A 21044-nucleotide genomic window follows, 5' to 3' on the forward strand; every position below is an offset into this window, starting at 1 on the left:
TCCCGATGTCTGATCTGGGCGCAGGTTAGGGTCGTGTTTCGTTCAGGGCGGTGGAGGTTTGTGGTGTTGCGGTGCCGAAGGAGCCGTACATAGACTACGAGTTATGCGTATAACTAACGCATAGGCGTGCAAAGTCAGTCACCGACCTCGGTTGTCAACGTCGACCGGTCTCGAGGTCGCAGATTGCGAATCAGCGCTCATCACAGGGATTTTCGCATTCACCCCGTCACTCATAGATTAGGACCTGCAGTGCACAGTTCTTCACGTCGCAATCGCGCCCGGTCGTCTCATTTCGGTCGTTTCGTCGGTGCCACCGGGGTGGCGGTCGCCTTGACCGCAGGCCTCGTGGCCTGCGGGTCATCGGACGGCGAGTCCACCAGCGACTTCTCCGCGTGCCTGATGACGAGCGAGACCGGTATCGCCGACCGTTCGTTCAACCAGCAGGCCTGGGCCGCACTGACCCAGCTCGAGGACGAGTCGGACATCGAGATCCGCAACCTGGCCAAGTCCGGTTCCACCGACTATCCGGTCATCGGCGAGCAGTTCGTGCAACAGGGATGCTCGATGATCATCGGTGTCGGCTTCAACACCACCTCGACCATCGAAGCGCTCGCGCCGAACAACCCGGACATCAAGTTCGTCGTGATCGACGACACCCTCGAAAACGACACCGACAACGCGACGTCGTTGACGTACGCGACGGACCAGGCCGCCTTCCTCGGTGGCTATCTCGCCGCGGGCATGAGCAAGACCAAGGTCGTGGGTGTCTACGGCAATCAGCCCATCCCGCCGGTGCAGCTGTACATGACGGGATTTGTCAACGGCGTCAACCACTACAACGAGGTCAAGGGCGAAAGCGTGCGTGTCCTCGGTTGGGACCCGGTCGCCAAGACCGGGCAGTTCGTCGGTAGCTACACCGATGTGAACAAGGGCAAGCTGATCACCGAGTCGGAATTGCAGCAGGGCGCCGACGTGATCTTCCCCGTCGCCGGGCCTATCGCGCAGGGCACTGCCGTGGCCGTCTCCGACGCCGGTGGCGCGGCAGCCTCGAAGTACATGCTCTGGGTGGATTCCGACGGCTGTATCGCCAACGCCGAGTACTGCGGGGTCATGCTCTCCACGGTCGAGAAGGGCATCCAGAAGAGCCTGTACGACGTCACCAAATCCACTGTCGACGACCAGTTCCCGTCCGGTAGCTACGTCGGTGACGTGGCGAACGGTGGGGTGGGACTGTCGCCATACCACGATCTCGATGGCGCCATCCCGGCCGAGCTGAAGGCTGAGATCGAAACGCTGACCACAGGCGTGTCCGACGGCTCGGTGAGCGTGGACTGACATGCACACGGTCGACTCACCCCTGACACCCGCCGCGGAGGCGGACGTACAACCGGCCCGGCCGGTGGCCGTCGAACTCAGCGGACTCACCAAGCGATACGGCGACCTCATCGCCAACAACAACATCTCCCTCGATGTCGATTACGGCGAGATCCACGCGATCGTCGGTGAAAACGGTGCCGGGAAGTCGACCCTGATGGGCATGCTGTCCGGGGAGGTCGTCCCCGACGACGGGACGGTTGTCGTAGCCGGTGAGGACATCACCGGCTGCGACACCCGCACCGCCATCAACAAGGGCATCGGAATCGTGCACCAGCACTTTCAGCTGGTCGGTGCATTCACCGTCGCCCAGAACATCGCGCTCGGCTTCGAGCCCCGGACAAAGCTGGGTCTGCTCGACACCGATGCAGCCCGGGATCAGGCCCGCGAGGTGTCCACCGAGTTCAACCTCGAACTGGAGCCCGACACCGAGATCGATGACCTCTCGGTGGGCCTGCAACAGCGCGTCGAGATCGTCAAGACCCTGACGCGCGACGCCTCGGTCCTCATCTTCGACGAACCGACCGCGGTTCTCACCGATGAAGAGTCCGACGCCATGTTCGCCATCTTGAAGCAGTTGCGGGACGGTGGCCGCGCCATCATCTTCATCACCCACAAACTGCGCGAGGCGCTCGAGCACGCGGACCGGATCTCCGTTCTGCGGCGCGGCGAGCTCATCGCCACACGCGAGCCGGCGCAGACATCGATCCGCGAACTCGGCGAGCTGATGGTCGGGCGTTCGGTGAAGGTGGTGGAGCGCGAGACCTTCACCCAGTTCGACGACGATACCGACAAGAACCCGATCATCGCCCTCGATTCGATCACCATGGCTCCCAGAACCATTCACGCCATGCCACTGCTCGACATGTCTTTGTCAGTGCGGCCCGGCGAGGTGCTGTGCCTGTTGGGGGTCGATGGAAACGGCCAGCAAGAGGCCGTGTCCGTCCTGACCGGGGCACTGCAGCCCGATCGCGGCACCGTGCACATCGCCGGTGTCGACGTCACCATGGACAGCACCGCCCGACGGCTGGGCCAGGGGCTGGGAATCATCCCCGCGGACCGGCATCGGGAAGGTGTGGTCCTCCCGATGACACTGGGCCGCAACCTGATCCTGGACCGTCGCACCGAAAAGCGCTTCACGAGCTGGGGCGGGATGCTGCTCAACGGCAAGGCCATCGAAGAGTACGGCACCGAGATGATCGAGAAGTACAACATTCGCGCCACCGGGCCGGAGCAACTCGTGCAGATGCTCTCGGGCGGAAACCAGCAGAAGGTGGTGATCGCCCGTGAGATGGAACGCGACATCTGCGCACTCCTGGCCGCACACCCGACCCGGGGTCTGGACGTGGGCTCGATCGAATACGTCCACCGGCAACTGCTGACCCTTGCAGAAAAAGGTGTCGGCGTACTCGCCGTCACCTCGGACATCGACGAGGCGCTGGCCATCGCCGACCGCATCGCGGTCATCTCGGGCGGAACGATCACCGGCACGCTCGAGCGCCCGTTCGACCGCACTGAAATCGGAACCTTGATGGGAGGTCACTGATGACCGCCACAGCCATACTCGATCCACCGGTGTCCGGTGCGACACCGCCGCCACGCGAGCGGGAGTCGATCCTTCGCCGGATCGCCGGCGCGTACAACAAACAGAACACCGTCCTTCTCTTCGTCCTGTCGCTGATCGCGGGACTGGTCATCTCCTCCATCGTCATCGTGCTGTCTACCGCGGACCTGCGAAATGCCTGGTTGGAGAATCCACTCACCGGGTTCACCCGTAGTTTTGAGTTCCTGTCGCAGGCCTACGCAGGGCTGCTCAAAGGCGCGCTCGGCGATCCGCAGATGTTCCAACGGGCGCTCGAGAATCCGAGTCAGGCCACGTGGACCCGCGCGCTGACACCCATCGGCAACTCGATGACCGCGGCTGTGCCCCTGATCATCGCGAGTTGCGGTATCGCCATCGCCTTCCGCTCCGGCGTGTGGAACATGGGCGGGCACTACCTGCTCGTGTGCGGCGCCATCGGGGCATCGTGGGTCGGGTTCAGTTTTGTGGACATGCCGTGGCTGCCCCACATGCTGCTCGCGCTCGCCGCGGGAGCCGTCGGTGGCGCGCTCGGCGGCCTGGTCCCCGGCCTATTGCGTGCCTTCACCGGCGCTCACGAGGTCATCGTCACGATCATGCTGAACTACGTATCCGGGCTGCTCGTGATCTACCTGCTCACGGAGACGTTCTTCAAAAGTGGTGGCTCAGAGGGTGACAACCCCACTGGCCGCGTGACCGCGGAGTCCGCGGCACTCACACCCATGGTCACGGGATTCCCGGTCAACGCAGGCATCGTGGTTGCGCTCGTCGTGGTGCTGTTCGCGATGGTGCTGCTCGACCGCAGTCGCCTCGGGTTCATGTTGCAGATCTCCGGTGAATCGCCGCACGCCGCCAGGCTCGCCGGCATCCGTCCCGGCTTCGTGTACGTGGTCGCGTTCGCGATCTCGGGCGCCATCGTCGGTATTGCCGGTGGCGTACAGGTTCTCGGCGTCACCCACCAGCTGCAAGTCGGTTTCGGAAACGACATGGGCTACTTGTGCATCCTCATCGCCTACCTGGGCCACAACCGCCCCAAGTGGGTGGCACTGGCCGCCCTGTTCTACGGGGCTGTCCAAACCGGCGGCCTGACAATGCAGTTCGAGACCGGAATCTCGTATCAGCTCACCATGGTGATCCAGGCGCTGATCGTCCTGTTCGTGACGGCGCCGGCGCTCATCGCCGAGATCTTCCGACTCCGTGACAAGCAAACCTCTGTCAAGAAAGCGGTTCGATCGTGACCATCACCAGTCAACCCGAGAGTCGAACGGACATGCCGGCCGAGCCCGATGTCCTCGAAATAGTGCAGACCAGCGCCGCCGCACGCAAGACGCGACGCAAATCTCTCGGATTCATCGGGGCGATCGCCCTGGTCTTGGTCTATCTCGGCATCGCCAGCGGCTCCGACCAGGCCAACCTGAGGTTCGGCGGTGTCGGTGACGTCACCATCACCGTCGACGCCCGGACCCTCTGTCTCCTCGCGTCGCTTCTCGCCGCGGTGATCGGCGTTGTCCTGTACCGACTGCCGATCCGTGACAAGGGATCGCCGGCGCAGATGATCGCGCTGTCGGTCTCGGTGTTGCTCTTCGTGCTCGGTCTGATCACCTGGGCTGCCCGGGGCGAGAGCGCAAGCCTGGCCGGTATCGCCGAAATCTGTGTGTCGGCGTCGATTCCGTTGATCTTCGGTGCGACCGCCGGCGCACTGTGTGAGCGTGCCGGTGCCTTCAACATCGCGATCGAGGGTGAGTTCCTCGCAGCTGCCTTCGTGGCGGCCATGGTGGGCACCATCGCAGGTAACCCCTGGGTCGGATTGATCGGCGGCGTCCTCACCGCGACCGGCGTCGGTGCACTGCTTGCAGTGTTGACCGTGCGCTACCAGGTGTCGCAGGTGGTCGCCGGCATCATCCTGATGCTGTTGGCCACCGGTCTGACCGGGTTCCTCACCTATCAGATCCTCGACGCGAACCCGTCCCGGTACAACTCGTCGGCGACCATGGGCAAGTGGGAAATCCCGATCCTCAGCGACATCCCGATCATCGGGCAGGCGATCTTCAACCAGTCGCCCCTGTTCTACATCGCTGTCCTCACTGTGGTGGCAGTCGAGTTCGTGCTGCGTAGAACGCGAGTCGGGCTGCGTGTCCGGTCGGTCGGCGAGAACCCCAAGGCGACGATGGCGTCCGGTGTGAACGCCAAGCGCGCCCGGTTCTGGACTGTCACCATCTCCGGCGCCATCGCCGGAGCGGGCGGGGCCTACTTCACCGTCGGATCCACCGGGCAGTTCGTCGCCGGAATCAGTTCGGGACTCGGATTCGTCTCGCTGGCCGCGGTCATCCTCGGCGGGTGGCGGCCGGCGCAAGCCGCGTTGTCGGCCTTGCTGTTCGGGTTCGCGACGTCGCTCGCGACGACTTTCGGGCTGCTCGGTGTCGGTGTCTCATCGTCACTGCTGCTGATGGTTCCCTACATCATCACCATCGTCGTGGTGGCCGGAGTGGTCGCCAACGGCAAGGCCCCAGCTGCCGGTGGAGCGACGCTGTGAGCTCGGGCCGTCCAGAGAATGTGAAAGGCCACCGATGAGTTACGTTCCCGTCATCGACCTGTCGGAGAACTCCGACGACCTGCCCCGAATGATCAACGAGGTCTGCACCGAGGTCGGTTTCTTCCAGATCGTCGGCCACGGCGTCGCCACAGAGGTGGCCGACGGTGTGTGGGCCGAGTTCCAGAAATTCTTCGACCTGCCCGTGGAGCAGAAGGATCGTCTTCGTCCACCGGCTCCCGGGTATCCGTACGGCTACATTCCGCTCAGTGCCGAGTCGCTGGCGAAGTCGCTCGGTGATGACGCCCCTGGCGACCTCAAGGAGAGTTTCAACGTCGGTCCCGTCGACCCACCGCAGCACACGCTCAGCGGGCCCGACGAGTTTCGCGTGTACTCGGCGAACCAATGGCCGGATGCGTTGCCCGGCTTGAAACTCGCCTGTGCCGCGTACTACCGCGAGATGCTGACACTGAGTGAGAGATTGATGCGGCTGTTCGCCCGTGCGCTCGAACTCGACGAAGCATTTTTCGACGACAAGATCGATCACGCGCCCTGTGCGCTCCGCGCCATCAACTACCCGGCGACGTCTGCGCCACTGGCGAAGGGGCAGCTGCGCGCCGGCGCACACACCGACTACGGGCCGCTGACCATCCTGCGGCAGGACAACATCGGCGGGCTCGAAGTGCAGGACAAGCAGGGTGATTGGGTCGGGGTGCCCAGTATCGATGGCGCCTTCGTGATCAACATCGGCGATCTGATGGCCAGGTGGACCGATGATCGCTGGCGTTCGACGCTGCATCGGGTGGTCAACCCGGTCGAAGGCGACGACGCCGCCGCACGGCGGCAGAGCATTCCGTTCTTCTTCAACGCCAACTTCACCGCCGAGGTCGAATGTCTGCCCTCCTGCCGCGACGAGGACGGCGGGTCTCGCTATCCGTCCGTGATGGCAGGGCCACACCTCCTCGGCAAGTTCGGCCGCAGTGTCGCCGTCGGGTGACGCGACATCCGGCAGGGACATCTCCGCAAGACCAGAGAAAGGAATAGCGATGAACGCATCAGAGGCACTGGTTCCCGTGATCGACGTGTCAGGGTTCTTGCAGGGCTCGGATCTGAAGACGGCGCCCGAGCAGGTCCGTGCCGCGGCAACCACGTCCGGGTTCTTCCAGATCGTCGGACACGGCATCCCCACGGAGGTTCTCGACGCCGTGTACGAGAAGTCGGTGCAGTTGGCGCAGTCACCCCAGGACTACCGGGACACGTTGGTCTCGCCCGAGGGTCACCCGTACCGAGGCATGACCAGCAACATCGACAAAGACGGGCATGTGCGCTCGCTGCGAATCCACGCGAGCCACTTCGACAACCCAGACGACGCGCAGCAGGCCGGCGTGCCGCAGGAGTACTCCGACTTCTTCTCGCCGAATGTCTGGCCCGACGAGGTCGCCGGCTACCGGGCAGCGGTAGGTGAACTGTTCGGCCGGACACAGGATCTCGGCGCGGCACTGATGCGCCTGTTCGCTGTCGCACTGGATCTGCCCCTCGACTACTTCGACACCCTCGTCGAGCCGAACGCGTCGAGTTGTTCGATCAACTACTACCCGGCCCGCCGGGCTCCGCTGACCGAGAACCCGACTGTCATCTTTGATGAACACTTCGACGGCGGCACCCTGACGATGCTGCACCAGCGCGGAACCTACGAGGGTCTCCAGGTCAAAACCCTGGAGGGCGAGTGGTTTCCGGTGCCCGTCATCGAAGAGGCCTTTGTCATCAACATGGGTGAGCTGATGATGCGCTGGACGAACGGGTTATGGCCCGCCACCCGGCACCGGGTGGTGGCATCAAACGACCCCGAAGGCTCGCGGACCACGCTGACCACTTTCCACCTGCCGGCGGTCGACACCGTGATCGAGCCGCTCAAGACAACCTACGGATCTGAAGGTCCTGACTTCGAGCCGGTCTCGGTCTACGACTGGGAGTCGCGCTTCATCAAGAAGACCTACGCCGAGCGCAAGCACACCAGGTCCGCAGACGCGACCGAAGCGTATCTGTCCAAGCTCGCCGCAGAGAGGTGAGAGTCGCGCTGAGACCGTGACTTTGATATCGGGCGGCACCGTCGTGTCGTCCACCGGCAGGCAACAGACGGGAAGCCCACTGTTGTGCGGCGATTGACTGCTTCTCTCGAAAGATCGTCGGGCGGTCCTTCTCTACGATCGCCCACACCGCGTTGGTGAACAATGCGGTGAACATGGCCGTTCGGGAGCGATCACTATGTGGTACACCCGTTTTACACTCATATCACGGAACGCAATTCACCTCCTGGAGCTGGGGTGAGAATCTACGCCGATGAGGATTGACACCGTCATTCGGGTCGGTCGGCGACTGTTTCGACAATGCGGTGATCGAGGCGTTCTGGGGGGCACATGCAGGTCGAGTTGCTCAACACCAGGCGATGGGCAACAACTACCATCATCGCCGGGATGTGCGCCGGAGCCGACAGCATCGAAGTCCTACGCGCGGGCGGCCACAGAACTCTATTCACCGGCCTATACGCCCCGGCCACACTCGGACAGACGTTGCGCGAGTTCACCTTCGGTCAGGCCCGCCAACTCGATTCAGTCTTGACCGGGCACTTACGCGCGCCAACCACGCGGCTCGATCTGCTACCCGGCGCCGCCACACGGACATTCATCGACATCGACTCGTTGCTGCGCCCGGTCTACGAACACGCCAAGCAAGGCGCCCTCTGCTCCATCGGTGCGTACGCCGTTCCAGAACTGCGGGCGGAACTGAACGCGGCCGGACCGGGCCGGATCGTCCGCCCTACCGGTGCGATCGGCGCGCTGGACATCAGTTCACCTTCGAGAACCGGCCAGCCCCGAGAACCCCCGGACTCAGCGGCATCGTGGCAACGTCGGTGCTGCACGCGCTCGAACAGCCGGCCCCACGCCAACGCACACGTCGCTGAACAGATCAGCCAACAGCGCCGCCCGGGACGTCCCCGGTCGGCGCTGTGGTCTACGGGGTCACGGGATGATGTTGACCATCCGGCCGGGCACCACGATGACCTTGCGCGGCTCACCCTCGAGCAGCGGGATGATCTTCTCGTCCGCCAGCGCCGTCGCGCGCAGGGTCGCCTCATCGGCATCCGCCGCCACCGTCATCCGGCTGCGAACCTTGCCCTTCACCTGGATCGGGATCTCGATGGTGTCATCGACAAGCCACTGCTCCAGCGCCACGGGGAACGGACCATGGGCCAGAGAAGTGCTGTTGCCCAACCGCTCCCACAGTTCTTCGGCAGCGTGCGGCGCCACCGGGGCCAGCATGAGCACCAACGGGGTGACCGCGTCGCGCGGCGCACCATCGGGGTACTGCTTCGTGAGGTGGTTGGTCAGCTCGATGAGCTTGGCCACCGCAGTGTTGTCGCGCAAGTTCGAATAGTCTTCGCGCACACCGTCGATCGTCTTGTGCAACAGTCGATTGGTCTCATCGGTCAGATCCACGTCGACCACCCGGGTCTTCCCGGTCGTCTCGTCGACAACCAGACGCCAGGCGCGCTGCAAGAATCGCTGCGCACCGACGACGTCCTTGGTCGCCCAGGCCCGCGACGTGTCCAGCGGTCCCATCGACATCTCGTAGACCCGCAGCGTATCCGCGCCGTAGTCGCGGCAGATGTCGTCCGGCGCAACGGAGTTCTTCAGGGACTTGCCCATCTTTCCGTATTCGCGGTTGACCTCTTGGCCGTCGTAGAAGTATTTGCCGCCTTCTTCGGTGACCTCTTCGGCCGGTACATAGACACCACGAGCATCGGTGTACGCGTACGCCTGGATCATGCCCTGGTTGTAGAGACGGCGGTACGGCTCGGCCGAGCTCACGTGACCGAGGTCGAACAGCACCTTGTGCCAGAAGCGCGAGTACAGCAAGTGCAGCACCGCATGTTCGACACCGCCGACGTAGAGATCGAGCCCGCCGGGATCGTTCTCGCCGTGCAGATCGGTCCGCGGACCCATCCAGTACGCCTCGTTTTCCTTGGCGCACAGCTCATCCGAGTTTGTCGGGTCGATGTAACGCAGCTGATACCAGGAGCTACCGGCCCACTGCGGCATCACATTCGTGTCGCGGGTGTAGTCCTTCAGGCCATCGCCGAGATCGAGTTCAACGTTCACCCAGTCGGTCGCCTTCGCCAGCGGCGGAGACGGTTCACTGCTGCGATCATCGGGGTCGAACGACACCGGCGCGTAGTCGATGACATCCGGGAGTTCCACGGGCAGCATCGAATCCGGGATCGGATGCGGCGCACCCGAGGCGTCGTAAACGATGGGGAACGGCTCGCCCCAGTACCGCTGGCGCGCAAAGAGCCAGTCGCGCAGCTTGTACTGGATGGTGCCGCTACCGGTGCCGTCGGCCTCGAGGCGCTCGATGGTCGCCGACTTGGCCTCGTCCACCCGCATTCCGTCGAGGAAGCCGGAGTTGACCAGCGGCCCGTCGCCGGTGAAAGCCTCTTCGCCCACACCCTGTTCCGAGCCGATCACCTCGATGATCGGCAACCCGAACGCGGTGGCGAACTCGTAGTCGCGGTGGTCATGGGCCGGGACGGCCATGATGGCACCGGTTCCGTAGCCGATCAGCACGTAGTCGGCGATGAACACCGGCACCGGTGCCCCGTTCAGCGGGTTGACGGCGTAGCTGCCGGTGAAGACACCGGTCTTCTCCTTGTTCTCCTGCCGTTCGAGATCCGACTTCGCCGCGATCGTCTTGCGATACGCCGCAACGGCTTCGGTGGGCGTGGCCGCGCCACCGGTCCACAGTGGGTTGACATCGGCCGGCCACTGCGAGGTGGTCAGCTCATCGACCAGCTCATGCTCGGGTGCCAGCACCATGTACGTCGCGCCGAAGAGGGTGTCGGGGCGGGTGGTGAACACCTCGATGGGTGCTGCAGGCGAGGCGAACGAGACCTGCGCGCCGCGGGAGCGGCCGATCCAGTTGCGCTGCATGGTCTTGACCTTCTCCGGCCAGTCCAGCAGTTCGAGGTCGTCGAGCAGGCGGTCGCTGTATGCGGTGATCCGCATCATCCACTGCCGCAAGTGTTTCCGGAACACCGGAAAGTTGCCGCGGTCGCTGCGGCCATCCGCGGTGACCTCTTCGTTGGCCAGCACGGTGCCCAGCCCGGGGCACCAGTTGACCAGTGAATCGCTCTGATAGACCAGCCGGTAGTCGTCGATGACACCCGCCTTCGCGGCGTCGTCCAGCTCCGACCAACTCCGGCCATCGGCGAGAGTCCTTGCACCGGAATCGAATTCGGCGATCAACTCGGGGATGCGACGGGCCTTGCCGGAGTCGGCATCGAACCAGGCGTTGTAGATCTGCAGGAAGATCCACTGCGTCCAGTGGTAGAAGTCGACGTCCGTGGTCGCCACCCGGCGACGCTCGTCATGACCCAGACCCAGGCGGCGGATCTGTTCGAGGTACCGCTCGATGTTGGCCTCGGTGGTGCTGCGCGGATGGGTTCCCGTCTGCACCGCGTACTGCTCGGCCGGCAGCCCGAACGAGTCGAAGCCCATCGTGTGCAGAACGTTGCGACCGTTCATCCGGTGGAACCGCGCGTAGACGTCGGTGGCGATGAAACCGAGCGGATGACCGACGTGGAGACCCGCGCCCGACGGGTACGGGAACATGTCCTGGACGAAGAGCTTGGCGTCGGGTCCGTCGAACGACGACAGGTCACCCGCCAGGTCACCCACGGGGTTGGGCGCCTCGAAGGTTCGCCGCTGCGTCCAGTTCTGCTGCCAGCGCGCCTCGATCTGCCCCGCCAGCTCTGCCGTGTAGCGGTGCTGCGGGGATTCGTCGGGGGCTGAAATCGTCGGGCCAGTCACCTGACCAGCGTAAAGCCTGCCCGATCCGAGCTGCAGGCAGGCCTGGGTGACCATTGATTTCCCCTGGCCTCGTATTGTATGGGGGTGACCGTCGCAGCAATCATCCTCGCCGCCGTCGCGCTGGCGCTGGCGCTGGTCTTCGGAGTCCCCGGCGTCCTGGGCCTCGTCAAGCGTCTCCCCCGCAACCGCTGGATCGGCGTACGTACCGCCGACACCATGCGCAGCGATGAGAAGTTCGAGTTGGCCAACCGCGTCGCCGGACCCGGCCTGATCTGCGCAGCCCTGGTCCTGGTGATGGGTGCTGTACTCGCAATTCTGCTCGGCGGAGTGGCCGGTGTGATAGTCGCCGCCGCTGCCATCGCGGTCGGTGTCGGCCTCGGCGGTGTCATCGGATCCCTCGGTGTCCGAGCTGCCGCCGCCATGCCCGAGCCCGCGTCCGATTGCGGTGTGAGCGGTGGCTGCACCAGCTGTTCACTGCAGAGCGTGTGCTCCAGCGACAGCGCCGGCGGCAACGCAGCTCCGGCCGACTAAAGGCGTGGCGCGCTCGCCGCTGGCCTACCTTCAGCGCTTCAACATCGATGGCTTCATGCTGGCCATCATCGGCGCGGTTGTGGTGGCCACCGTGTTCCCGGCCCGCGGCTCGGCCGACGAGATCCTCGACTGGATCGTCAAGATCGGGATCGGTCTGCTGTTCTTCCTCTACGGCACCCGCCTGCATCCGCGTGACGCCCTCACCGGCCTCACCCACTGGCGCCTTCACCTGACGATCCTGGCGTTCACCTTCGTGGTGTTCCCCTTGCTCGGACTGGCGCTCTGGCCGATCCTCCCGCACCTGATCGGCGACGAGCTCGCCAGCGGAGTCCTGTTCCTGTGCCTGGTCCCGTCGACGGTCCAGTCGTCGATCAACTTCACCTCGATCGCCCGCGGGAACGTTGCCGGAGCCATCGTCAGCGCCTCGGCCTCGAACCTGCTCGGTGTGTTCCTGACACCGATGCTCGTGTTGCTCCTGATGAACACCTCCGGCGACGTCTCGTTTTCCGCCTCATCGGTGATCACGATCGTCCTGCAGCTGCTGGTGCCGTTCATCGCCGGCCAGTTGCTGCAACCGCTGATCGGCCGCCGGATCGCCGCGCACCGGTCACTCACCAAGTTCTATGACCGCGCGATCATCGTGCTGGTCGTCTACGCGGCATTCAGCGAGGGTGTCCGTCAGGGCATCTGGGGACAGGTCATCTGGTGGCAGGTGGTGTTCCTGGTTGTCTTGGCCACCGCGATGGTGGCGCTCATGCTCTGGCTCACCGGCAGCGGCTCGAAACGCCTCGGTTTCGATCGGGCTGATTCCATCGCCATCCAGTTCTGCGGCACCAAGAAATCACTGACCACCGGTCTGCCGATGGCCGCCGTCCTCTTCGACAGTCACGCGGTCGGCCTGATCGTGTTGCCGCTGATGATCTTCCACCAGGTCCAGCTGATGATCTGCACCTGGCTGGCCTCCCGCTACAGCCGCCAGGACTTCATCTAGCCGGCCACCCCGCCGCCGCTGCCCCCGCCCTTCAAAATTCGCTCCGCCTACCGACGTCCGCTCCTGTTGCACGTGGATCGAACGCAGGCAGGTGGAGCGAATTTGGGGGTGGGGCGGGGGCAGGGGGTGGGGTGGTTGCGGGTCAGTTGCGTTCTAGCTCGATCGGGTGGGTCGACAGGATCGGGAGCGGCCACGGCTGACGCCGCAGGACCTGGGACCACAGATCGACTTCCGCGGGCGCCAGTACATCGGCCGGCAGCGACGGGGCCACGATCCAGCTCCCCGCCATCAGTTCATCGCCGAGCTGGCCGATGCCCCACCCGGCGTATCCGGCGAAGATCCGGACGCCGACCAGCGATTGCGCGAGTAGTTCGGCATCGGCATCGAGGTCGACCAGAACCACCGAACCCTCGACCGTCCGGAGTGCCGGGGTCTCGGTGATGTCGGCGCCTGGTCTGACCACCCCGAGGCAGAGTGCGGAGTCCTGTTTCACCGGACCACCGATGAACACCGCCTTGGGCCTGGCCGCTGTATCCGTCCAATCCGGCAGCAGATTGTGCACTGCCGTCTGACTCATCCGGTTCAGGACAACACCGAGGCTGCCGGCGTCGTTGTGCTCGATGATGTAGATCACCGTGCGGCGGAACGTGGGCTCGGCGAGGTCGGTGGACGCCATCAACAAACTGCCGGCGGAGATCGCCTCGGAACTGGATGACACCCGAACATGATGCCACGCCGCAGCGTTGGCGGCCCGCGGCGAACGGGCCGAATACTGATCTCTTTGGTGGCGAGTACCAGATCTTGAATTCGTTTGTAGGCTGGACATGGTGAACGTCAAACCGCCCGTCGCGGCTTCCGAGTCGCATGACCGCACCAGCCACCACCGGTTGCCGATGCGCGATTTCACGCGGTCGTTTCGAGAATCACCCGGCCTGTCCCGGCTTCTCACCGTGCGGCTCGGCAGCCAGTTCACCGACGGTCTCTTCCAGGCCGCACTGGGCGGTGCCATCCTCTTCAACCCCGAACGGCACGCCGATCCGATGGCGATCGCCGCCGGGATGGCGGTCCTGCTGCTGCCTTATTCGGTGGTCGGCCCGTTCGCCGGCGCGCTCCTCGACCACTGGGACCGACGCACGGTTCTCGTCTGGGCCAACGTACTGCGGGCCGTCCTTGTCTCGATGGTCTCGATCGTCATCGCCACGGGCGCCGGCGACACCGGCGTACTGATCGCCGCGCTCGCGGTGACCGGCGCCAGCCGCTTTGTCGCATCCGGACTGTCCGCATCCCTGCCACACGTGATCTCCCGCGAATGGCTGATCGGTATGAACTCGTTCTTCACCACCATCGGCTCCGGAGTGCTGGCCCTCGGTGCCGGAGCCGCGCTCGCACTTCGCGAGATCTTCGGATCCGACAACAGCGGCAGCGCGCTGACACTGCTCGGCGCAGTGGTGATGGCGCTGATCACCGCGGTCATCGCGCGTCGGTTCAAGCCGCTACAGCTCGGTCCTGATCACCCCGACTTCGTCGGTCACCCGACCGCCAAGCATCCCGAGGGCACGGCCATGCGAGCGGTCGCGGTGGGTCTGGGCCACGGAGCGCGCGCGGTCTGGTGCTCGCCCCCCGCCGCTGCCGCACTGTCCGGCGTGGGTGCACACCGAATCGTGTTCGGCATGAACACCCTCCTGCTGCTGGTGATGACCAAGCAGTCCGCGCTCGGCGGCGGACTGACCGGATTCGGTCTGGTCGCGGGGCTGACCGCGGTCGGCATGCTGCTCGCCGCGGTGATCACCCCCTTCGCGGTGGCCCGGGTGGGCCGCCAGCGCGCTGTGGTGTCGGCGCTCGCCATCGGAACCCTCGCCCAGCTCACGCTGCTGACTTTCAACGGGCTGGTCATCTGCATCGCGGCGGTGTTCCTGGGTCTGATCGGCCAGGTGTGCAAACTGTGCGGCGACGCGGCCATGCAGATGGACGTCGACGACGCCCGCCGCGGACAGGCCTTCTCGTTCCAGGACGCCCTGTTCAACGTCGCATTCGTCGCGGCCGTGACGGTCGCCGCGATCGTCATCCCCACCGACGGTAAGTCAGCGGTGCTGGTGACAGCGGGTTCGGTGCTTTACGCCCTGGCAATCGTGTCCGTCACGCTGATCCACCGTCGACCCATTCCCGCCGACACCCCGCCGCCCGCACCCCCGTCGCCGCTGGCGACAACCGCCTGACCCGATCCCGGAACTTCCCGTCACAGGAGGCACCGTGCAGTACGGACTCGTGTTCGCCAAAGGCGACAGCGCGGATTTTGCCGACATGGCAGTCGCAGCCGAAGAAGCGGGCTGGGATGCGGTGTTCGGCTGGGAGGCACTCTGGGGCGTCGACCCCTGGATCTCGCTGACCGCCGCGGCCGTACGCACCAGCCGCATCCGGCTGGGCACCATGCTCACGCCGCTGGCCCGGCGCAAACCGTGGGACCTGGCATCGACCACCTCCACACTCGATCGGCTCAGCGGTGGTCGGGTGATCCTCGGCGTCGGTCTGGGGGCCCTGCATCCCGGTTGGCTGGCGTTCGAAGCCGATCAGGGCCGCAAGGTGCGCGCCGAGCTCGTCGACGAGGGCCTCGACGTCATGTTCGGGCTGTGGGGCGGTCAGCCTTTTTCTTACGACGGCAAGCACTATCAGGTGAAACCCACCGATTTCGAATTGCCCGATCCGCCGGTTCAGCAACCCCGGATCACGACCTGGTGTGTGGGCTTGGAGGGTTCCCGCAAATCCATGTCGCGGGCCGCGCGGTGCGACGGATTGATACCCAACTTCACCGGCGTGGCCGGCCCGGAGCCACAGCCCCTGCATCGCTGGGTCGGTGTGGCGCGCGAAATCCGGGACCTTCGCGACGAACTCGGCTACACGGGAACCTACGACGTCGTCTACGAGGGCACCGCCGATCTGAACGATCCTGCCGGAGAACGGGAGCGGGCGCTGGCGATGGCAGACGCGGGGATCACCTGGTGGCTCGACTCCGACTGGGGCTCCACACCCGACGATCCGATCGCCTACCAACTCGAACGGATCAATGCCGGACCGCCTCGCTGAATTCAAGCATCGCAAAATGTAGGCGCGAATTCGGCAATTGATTTCCATGGCAACCGGACCCGTATTTCTCCGGCCAGTACCCCATAATTGGGGTATCTGCGGAGGTCAACGACACATCCGGCCGCCTGAGAACGAATTTGCGAACATTTATCACCTGACGACGAACGTCCCCGGAGAAATAGGCCTGCGCGCAGCATCTCCGCAGTTCAAAGTGCATTCCGGTGCGGAAACAGCCGCGTCCGGCCACTCTCAGTGTCGTGATCGTCACTGTGAATATGGTGAATTCCCGGCACACAGGCGACAAAATGGGTAGTCACCTGGCACTATGGGCAAATGCGCAATCGTGACGAGGTGTCTGAGTTCGCCATTGAACTCAATAGGCTCTGTGCTTCTCGCTGGCCGGGTGGGTCGCGCACAGCCAATGCGGAAATTGCCGACTGGGTGACGGCCGAAACAGGTCGCAACATCGATCGGCAATTTGTCTGGCGGATCCGAAAGGGCCGCGTAATGAAGGTTGACGGCGCTGTACGCGACGCCATCTGTTCATTCTTCGGAGTCTCCAAGGAGCACTTCTCCTCGAGCCCGCGCACTCTCGGTGAAGAGGTGCAGGCTGCAATCGAGGAAACCGGGCTTCAGGTAGCCGGCCTCCGGGCCGATCAGTTGTCGTCGACCGGGCGGGCCGAGCTCGCCTCCCTACTGCGAGAGGTGAGTCGGGTTCTCGAAGCCGAGAAGAGCGTCGGACAATGATGACCCGGCAGAAGATGTTTCGCCTCGCCGCGGCCATCACGCCGATGAGTGGCTGGGACTGGGACGATTTCGAGTCCAGGCTGGGCGAACAACTCGGATGCGAGGTTCGGTGCATCACGTCGGAGTCCTTCGACTCGGGCGAGATCACGGGGGCCGCACTGCGGACCGGTGGTGGCACCGCGATCATCGTGTCCCCTGCCAACGTCTCTGATGCCCACCGGATCCACATTGCAGCCCATGAGGCCTGGCATCTGCTCGCCGGCCACGAGGGCTGCGATCAGAACCCGCGCCGCGAAGCGCAGGCCGAGGCTTTTGCCACCACTGTCGGCACGCTCGCCGAGGGCCGGGGCAATGAACCCCGGAACAACCGCGCATTGACTGCGGCGTTCGGGGCTGTTGGCATAGTCGCATGAGTCAGGCGCTGGGCGCCCTCGCGTGGACGGGGGTGGCCCTCGGGATGGTACTTGCCGTCCGAGGTGGTCTGTACCGCCAGACGGCGACGGCTGCCTTCGGCGTGTGCATCGTCTTCTACTGCCTGACCGCCGAGAACTATACGAACCTGGTTCCGGACGATGGCGTCCGCCAGGTCATGAACACCTCCGAACGGATCTGGGGTGCCACCTCCGCGGTGATCGCAGGTTGTGCCCTGGTCGCCACGCTCATGGCGATCCGCCGCGGCAACAGCGAACCGATCGCAGGCAAGCACGACATCACCGATCTCAACCAGCGGATCATGCTCCTCGTGGTTGCCGCGGCCGCCTCGATCGCGGTGATCAACCTGTCATTGGTCCACAGTGAACTCACCCCGTCGTCGGATTTCATCACCGACTACGGGCATATGTTCCAGGTGGCGGTGTATCAGGCCGTCTTCGCGTTCTGGATCGGATTCCCGGCCGGTTATCTCGGATGGACGGTCGTCCGCTCCGAGCTCGGTCCGTTGCGTTACCTCGTGGGGATCGGTGGAGTGTTCGGTGTTCTCTGGGCGACCTGGAAAGTATTTGTCACCGCGTTGATCTGGATCGCCGACATCAACGTGGCCGAAACCAGCCCCGTGAGTGTACTTCTCGGATTCCTGGCCCTCGCGTTCTGCGTCTTCGGGTCTTTGCTCCTGGCACTGACCGCATCGTTTTCGGCCTGGCGCACCGGACGGACCTACCGGACAGCACGCGCCATCGAAGACCGTCGTCTTCGCCATCACAACCCGGCCGCCTGATCCTTGCAGAGGCTGCGACCTCGTGGTTCACTGGCATACATCCAAGGCTGATCGTAAAGATCATTGGAACTCGATGAGGGGTAGTACTCAGGGTGGCTGCCGGATTCAATCCGGCAACCGCCCTGAAGCTTGTAGGCACCCCTTTCACAACCCGAAGCCCGGTTCTCCCGGCACCGCAACATCATCTGCCGTTCCGTCGAGATCGTGGTCGATCAGGACCTGATCGAAACGCTGATCGCCGTCGGTGTCGAAATAGACGCGCCCGCCCGACCGAACCACGACGATCTCGCCGTGACCGTCCGAGTCTCGGTCGTAGAGAAGGTCCCCCGCCTCTCCGTCGCCGGTGAAGTCGATCATCGCGCGCGTCCCCTCGACATCTGCGCTGGCCGTAGCGGTCTGGGACGTGCCGTCGAGCGAAGTCCAGACCAGATGGCCGTCGGCGGATTGCGGGGTGTGAGGGGACTCGGCCCGAGGGTCGGCTTCTGAACGCCCCCACACACCAGAACCGTTGTCAGAGAACCACTTCTCCGGCGAGCCGTCGTCATCGAGATCAAGGCCGCAGAGATCTGCCCGCCCGTCACCGTTCTCATCCCACAGCACGTCGTCGACCTTGCCATCACCGTCGAAGTCGAGCCGGATCGCGTCGGCCACACCACCGCCGAGCGCCGTGTCGGCCGGAGACGTCCACGTGGTGGTCGATCCGTCGCCAACACCAAAGACGTACTCGATGACGGGGTCCATGCGTACTAGGACGGACTGAACCGGTGCACCGGTTCCCGTCCGCGCGTAGGCGGTAGCGTATGAGTGCACACCCTGCCCCGCGTCGAGGAGGATCCACGGATGTATGTCAGCGAGCTCGGTGATCTGTGGCATCGCGGGCGAACCGAGCCGATGAGCATCCACCTCGACTCGGCGTCGGCATCGAGGTCCTCCAGCAAAGTCATCGAGACGATCACCGCGCATCTGTGGCGTGAATCCGAACGCGGCTCCTACGTCGCGCAGGAACAGATGTCCGAAGCCCTGGACCGCTGCCGCCAAGACATCGCCGCACTGGTGGGGCATCAGGCGCATGAACTCGCCTTCCGGGAGTCGGCAAAGGCCTCGCTACGGGCGTTGCTCACCCACTGGAACCTCCCCATCTCCGCCACCGTCTGGGTGGCGAAGAACGAGTTCGGGCCCAACCTCGACGAATTCGAGCGCCGCGGTTACGCCGTCCACACCATCCCCTCCGGCGATGTGTACGGCCACGTCGACACCGACGCACTCGAGAACATGCTCCAATTCGAGCAGCCCGACTTCATCCACATCTGCCACATCGGTTCGCACAGCGGCGTGGTCCAGCCGGTCAACAAGGTCGTCGACCTCGCCCGCGCCGCCGGCGTCCCCGTGGTTGTCGACGTCGCCCAGTCATTCGGCCAGCGCGACTGCGCATCCGGTGCCGACGTCGTCTACGGCACCAGCCGCAAGTGGCTGGCCGGGCCTCGTGGCGTCGGATTCCTTGCCGTGCGCTCTGATTCGATACGCCCCGTGGAGGTCGAGAGTTCCGAAGCCTTTGTGGCCGGACGCCTCGGACTCGGTGTGGCGATCCAGGAACTGCAGAGTTTCGGACCCGAACGCGTCAACCGGGAACTCGCCGCCATCGGCCGCTTCACCCGCGAACGCCTGCACGGCATCGGCAGCTGGGAGGTTCTCGAGCCGATCGATGAACCCTCGGCGATCGTCACCCTCGCGCCGCCTCCGGGGTGGGGTCCCTCGGATGTCCTGGCCGCCCGCGACAAACTGCGGTCGATCGGGATCCTGGTCACCTGCGCCGACTCTTGGCGGGCACCACTGAACTCAGAGCAATCGGTCCTGCGGATCAGCCCGCATCTGGATGTCCAACGGTCACACCTGGATCTGCTCGCCGGTGAGCTGCGCGGGATGGGCTACTAGTCGAACACGTCGACCGTGCCCTTGTCGCCGCTGAGCGTGCCAAAATCGCTCAAGCACTGGCAATTTCGGCACGCTCGACAGCTGAAAGGGCACGCTCGACGGGGGGTCGCCCGCTCGATGGTGGGTAACTAGACGGGATGGGCCACCGGTCCCCTGCCGAAGCCGTACTCCGAAGCGATGTCGGTGACGGCGTCCCGGGCAAGGTCCGCATCCTCCTGTACCAGGGCGATCCGGGTTCGGCGGGCCAGGATGTCGTCGACCGTGCAGGCACCCTCATGGGTGATCGCGAACTCGATCTCGGCCCGGGTGACGTCGATACCGGGAGCGATCTGCGCAGCCGGATCCGAGACGTGCGCGACGTCCATGACGTGCAGTGCCTCGGCGCCGAAACGTGCGATCAGTGAACTCGGCGCACCCGAGGCAGCCGGTGTTCCGGTGGCACCGACCAGCGGCAGCGCACTGGTGTGGCACGGGTCGGCCCGTAGGCCCGAGCGGGTGACGGCTTCGTCGACGGCCGCCTCGGCCATCTTCCGGTAGGTGGTGAGCTTGCCGCCCACCACCGTGATCAGGCCGCTGTCCCCCACTGCCACAAGGTGTTTGCGGGACAGGTCGGCCGTACTCATCGTCACACCCGGCCCGACCTCCTCCACGAGCGGACGCAGGCCGGCGAACACCCCGCGGATGTCGTCTGTGGTCAACGGGCGGGCCAGTGCCTTGTTGATGGTGTCGAGCAGCAGGGTGATCTCATCATCGGACGGTTGCGGCTCATCCGGGATCGGTCCCGGCGCATCCACGTCGGTCAGTCCGATGTAGGTCCGGCCGAGCTGCTGCGGCAACGCGAACACATAGCGGCTGATGCTGTCGCCCAAGGGAACCGTGAGAGCGCCTGTCGGGCTACCCAGCGAGGCGGAGTCGACCACCAGATGGGTTCCCCGGCTCGGACGGAGCTTCACCGCCCGGTCGACCTCGCCCGCCCAGACACCGGTGGCGTTGATGACCGCACGCGCCCGGACACCGAACGATCCGCCGGTGAGGACGTCGGTCAAGGTCGCCCCGTCACCGGTGACACCGGTCGCCCGGGTGTACGTGCAGATGATCGCGCCATGGATCGCGGCGGTGCGCGCCACCGCGACAACAAACCTCGCGTCGTCGATGAGCTGCCCGTCGTGAGCGACCACCGCGCCCCGCAACCCGTCTGT

18 protein-coding genes and 2 pseudogenes are annotated in these 21044 nt (G+C 64.8%); 16 read left to right on the forward strand and 4 right to left on the reverse strand.

Annotation, left to right across the window (positions count from 1 at the left end):
- Window positions 1–249: 249 nt before the first annotated feature.
- From VIQ49_RS22090 to VIQ49_RS22120, 8 genes and pseudogenes are all read left to right on the forward strand, one after another.
- Complete coding sequence (locus tag VIQ49_RS22090; RefSeq protein ID WP_331888686.1) at window positions 250–1335, forward strand: BMP family ABC transporter substrate-binding protein; 1086 nt, start codon at window positions 250–252, stop codon at window positions 1333–1335.
- A 1-nt stretch (window position 1336) separates the two neighbouring features.
- Window positions 1337–2920 carry an ABC transporter ATP-binding protein gene (locus VIQ49_RS22095; protein WP_331888688.1) on the forward strand — a complete coding sequence of 528 codons (1584 nt, stop codon included), beginning with the start codon at window positions 1337–1339 and terminating at the stop codon, window positions 2918–2920.
- On the forward strand, window positions 2920–4191 hold the full coding sequence (locus VIQ49_RS22100) for an ABC transporter permease (RefSeq protein WP_331888690.1): 1272 nt from the start codon (window positions 2920–2922) through the stop codon (window positions 4189–4191). The genes VIQ49_RS22095 and VIQ49_RS22100 overlap by 1 nt, the downstream gene beginning before the upstream one ends.
- Window positions 4188–5486 carry an ABC transporter permease gene (locus VIQ49_RS22105; protein WP_331888692.1) on the forward strand — a complete coding sequence of 433 codons (1299 nt, stop codon included), beginning with the start codon at window positions 4188–4190 and terminating at the stop codon, window positions 5484–5486. The genes VIQ49_RS22100 and VIQ49_RS22105 overlap by 4 nt, the downstream gene beginning before the upstream one ends.
- Before the next feature lie 34 nt (window positions 5487–5520).
- Window positions 5521–6480 carry an isopenicillin N synthase family dioxygenase gene (locus VIQ49_RS22110; RefSeq protein ID WP_331888694.1) on the forward strand — a complete coding sequence of 320 codons (960 nt, stop codon included), beginning with the start codon at window positions 5521–5523 and terminating at the stop codon, window positions 6478–6480.
- A gap of 49 nt (window positions 6481–6529) precedes the next feature.
- Window positions 6530–7552: an isopenicillin N synthase family dioxygenase gene (locus VIQ49_RS22115; protein ID WP_331888696.1), complete on the forward strand. Its 1023-nt coding sequence runs from the start codon at window positions 6530–6532 to the stop codon at window positions 7550–7552.
- Window positions 7553–7623: 71 nt separating this feature from the next.
- Window positions 7624–7827, forward strand: a pseudogene (locus VIQ49_RS29020) (hypothetical protein); the annotation flags it as partial.
- Between the two features lie 112 nt (window positions 7828–7939).
- A pseudogene (locus VIQ49_RS22120) lies at window positions 7940–8221 on the forward strand (IS1380 family transposase); the annotation flags it as partial.
- A 282-nt stretch (window positions 8222–8503) separates the two neighbouring features.
- Here the strand turns inward: VIQ49_RS22120 and leuS are convergent.
- On the reverse strand, window positions 8504–11350 hold the full coding sequence (gene leuS, locus VIQ49_RS22125; protein WP_331888698.1) for a leucine--tRNA ligase: 2847 nt from the start codon (window positions 11348–11350) through the stop codon (window positions 8504–8506).
- 84 nt (window positions 11351–11434) lie between these two features.
- Between leuS and VIQ49_RS22130 the strand changes: the two genes are divergently transcribed.
- Both VIQ49_RS22130 and VIQ49_RS22135 read left to right on the forward strand, forming a co-directional pair.
- Window positions 11435–11881 (forward strand): SdpI family protein, encoded by a 447-nt coding sequence (locus tag VIQ49_RS22130; RefSeq protein ID WP_331888700.1) that lies wholly within the window; start codon window positions 11435–11437, stop codon window positions 11879–11881.
- A gap of 55 nt (window positions 11882–11936) precedes the next feature.
- Window positions 11937–12872: a bile acid:sodium symporter family protein gene (locus tag VIQ49_RS22135; protein WP_331888719.1), complete on the forward strand. Its 936-nt coding sequence runs from the start codon at window positions 11937–11939 to the stop codon at window positions 12870–12872.
- Between the two features lie 142 nt (window positions 12873–13014).
- Here the strand turns inward: VIQ49_RS22135 and VIQ49_RS22140 are convergent, their stop codons facing one another.
- The gene (locus tag VIQ49_RS22140) at window positions 13015–13548 is read right to left on the reverse strand and encodes a YqgE/AlgH family protein (RefSeq protein ID WP_331888721.1); all 534 of its coding nucleotides are present in this window, start codon (window positions 13546–13548) and stop codon (window positions 13015–13017) included.
- Between the two features lie 148 nt (window positions 13549–13696).
- Between VIQ49_RS22140 and VIQ49_RS22145 the strand changes: the two genes are divergently transcribed.
- The 5 genes from VIQ49_RS22145 to VIQ49_RS22165 all read left to right on the forward strand — a co-directional run bounded on the left by VIQ49_RS22145 (window position 13697) and on the right by VIQ49_RS22165 (window position 17913).
- Window positions 13697–15088 carry an MFS transporter gene (locus VIQ49_RS22145; protein WP_331888702.1) on the forward strand — a complete coding sequence of 464 codons (1392 nt, stop codon included), beginning with the start codon at window positions 13697–13699 and terminating at the stop codon, window positions 15086–15088.
- Window positions 15089–15122: 34 nt separating this feature from the next.
- Window positions 15123–15953, forward strand: coding sequence for an LLM class flavin-dependent oxidoreductase (locus VIQ49_RS22150; protein ID WP_331888704.1), 831 nt, complete (start codon window positions 15123–15125; stop codon window positions 15951–15953).
- A gap of 333 nt (window positions 15954–16286) precedes the next feature.
- Window positions 16287–16700, forward strand: a complete 414-nt coding sequence (locus tag VIQ49_RS22155) for a hypothetical protein (RefSeq protein WP_020106850.1) — start codon at window positions 16287–16289, stop codon at window positions 16698–16700.
- On the forward strand, window positions 16697–17113 hold the full coding sequence (locus VIQ49_RS22160) for a hypothetical protein (RefSeq protein ID WP_331888707.1): 417 nt from the start codon (window positions 16697–16699) through the stop codon (window positions 17111–17113). Before VIQ49_RS22155 ends, VIQ49_RS22160 begins: the two co-directional genes overlap by 4 nt.
- On the forward strand, window positions 17110–17913 hold the full coding sequence (locus tag VIQ49_RS22165) for a hypothetical protein (protein WP_331888709.1): 804 nt from the start codon (window positions 17110–17112) through the stop codon (window positions 17911–17913). The genes VIQ49_RS22160 and VIQ49_RS22165 overlap by 4 nt, the downstream gene beginning before the upstream one ends.
- Before the next feature lie 144 nt (window positions 17914–18057).
- On the opposite strand, the gene VIQ49_RS22170 is transcribed toward VIQ49_RS22165, so the two are convergent.
- Window positions 18058–18654, reverse strand: a complete 597-nt coding sequence (locus VIQ49_RS22170) for a hypothetical protein (protein WP_331888711.1) — start codon at window positions 18652–18654, stop codon at window positions 18058–18060.
- 99 nt (window positions 18655–18753) lie between these two features.
- On the opposite strand from VIQ49_RS22170, the gene VIQ49_RS22175 reads away from it, so the two are divergent.
- A complete protein-coding gene (locus VIQ49_RS22175; protein ID WP_331888713.1) occupies window positions 18754–19845 on the forward strand; it encodes an aminotransferase class V-fold PLP-dependent enzyme in 1092 nt (363 codons plus the stop codon).
- 128 nt (window positions 19846–19973) lie between these two features.
- Here VIQ49_RS22175 and VIQ49_RS22180 read toward each other — a convergent pair.
- Window positions 19974–21044, reverse strand: a 1071-nt coding sequence (locus VIQ49_RS22180) for a glycerol-3-phosphate dehydrogenase/oxidase (protein WP_331888715.1), incomplete at its 5' end; no start/stop codon positions are given.

It is taken from the genome of Williamsia sp., from assembly GCF_036566845.1.
In the GTDB taxonomy this organism is placed as follows: domain Bacteria; phylum Actinomycetota; class Actinomycetes; order Mycobacteriales; family Mycobacteriaceae; genus Williamsia.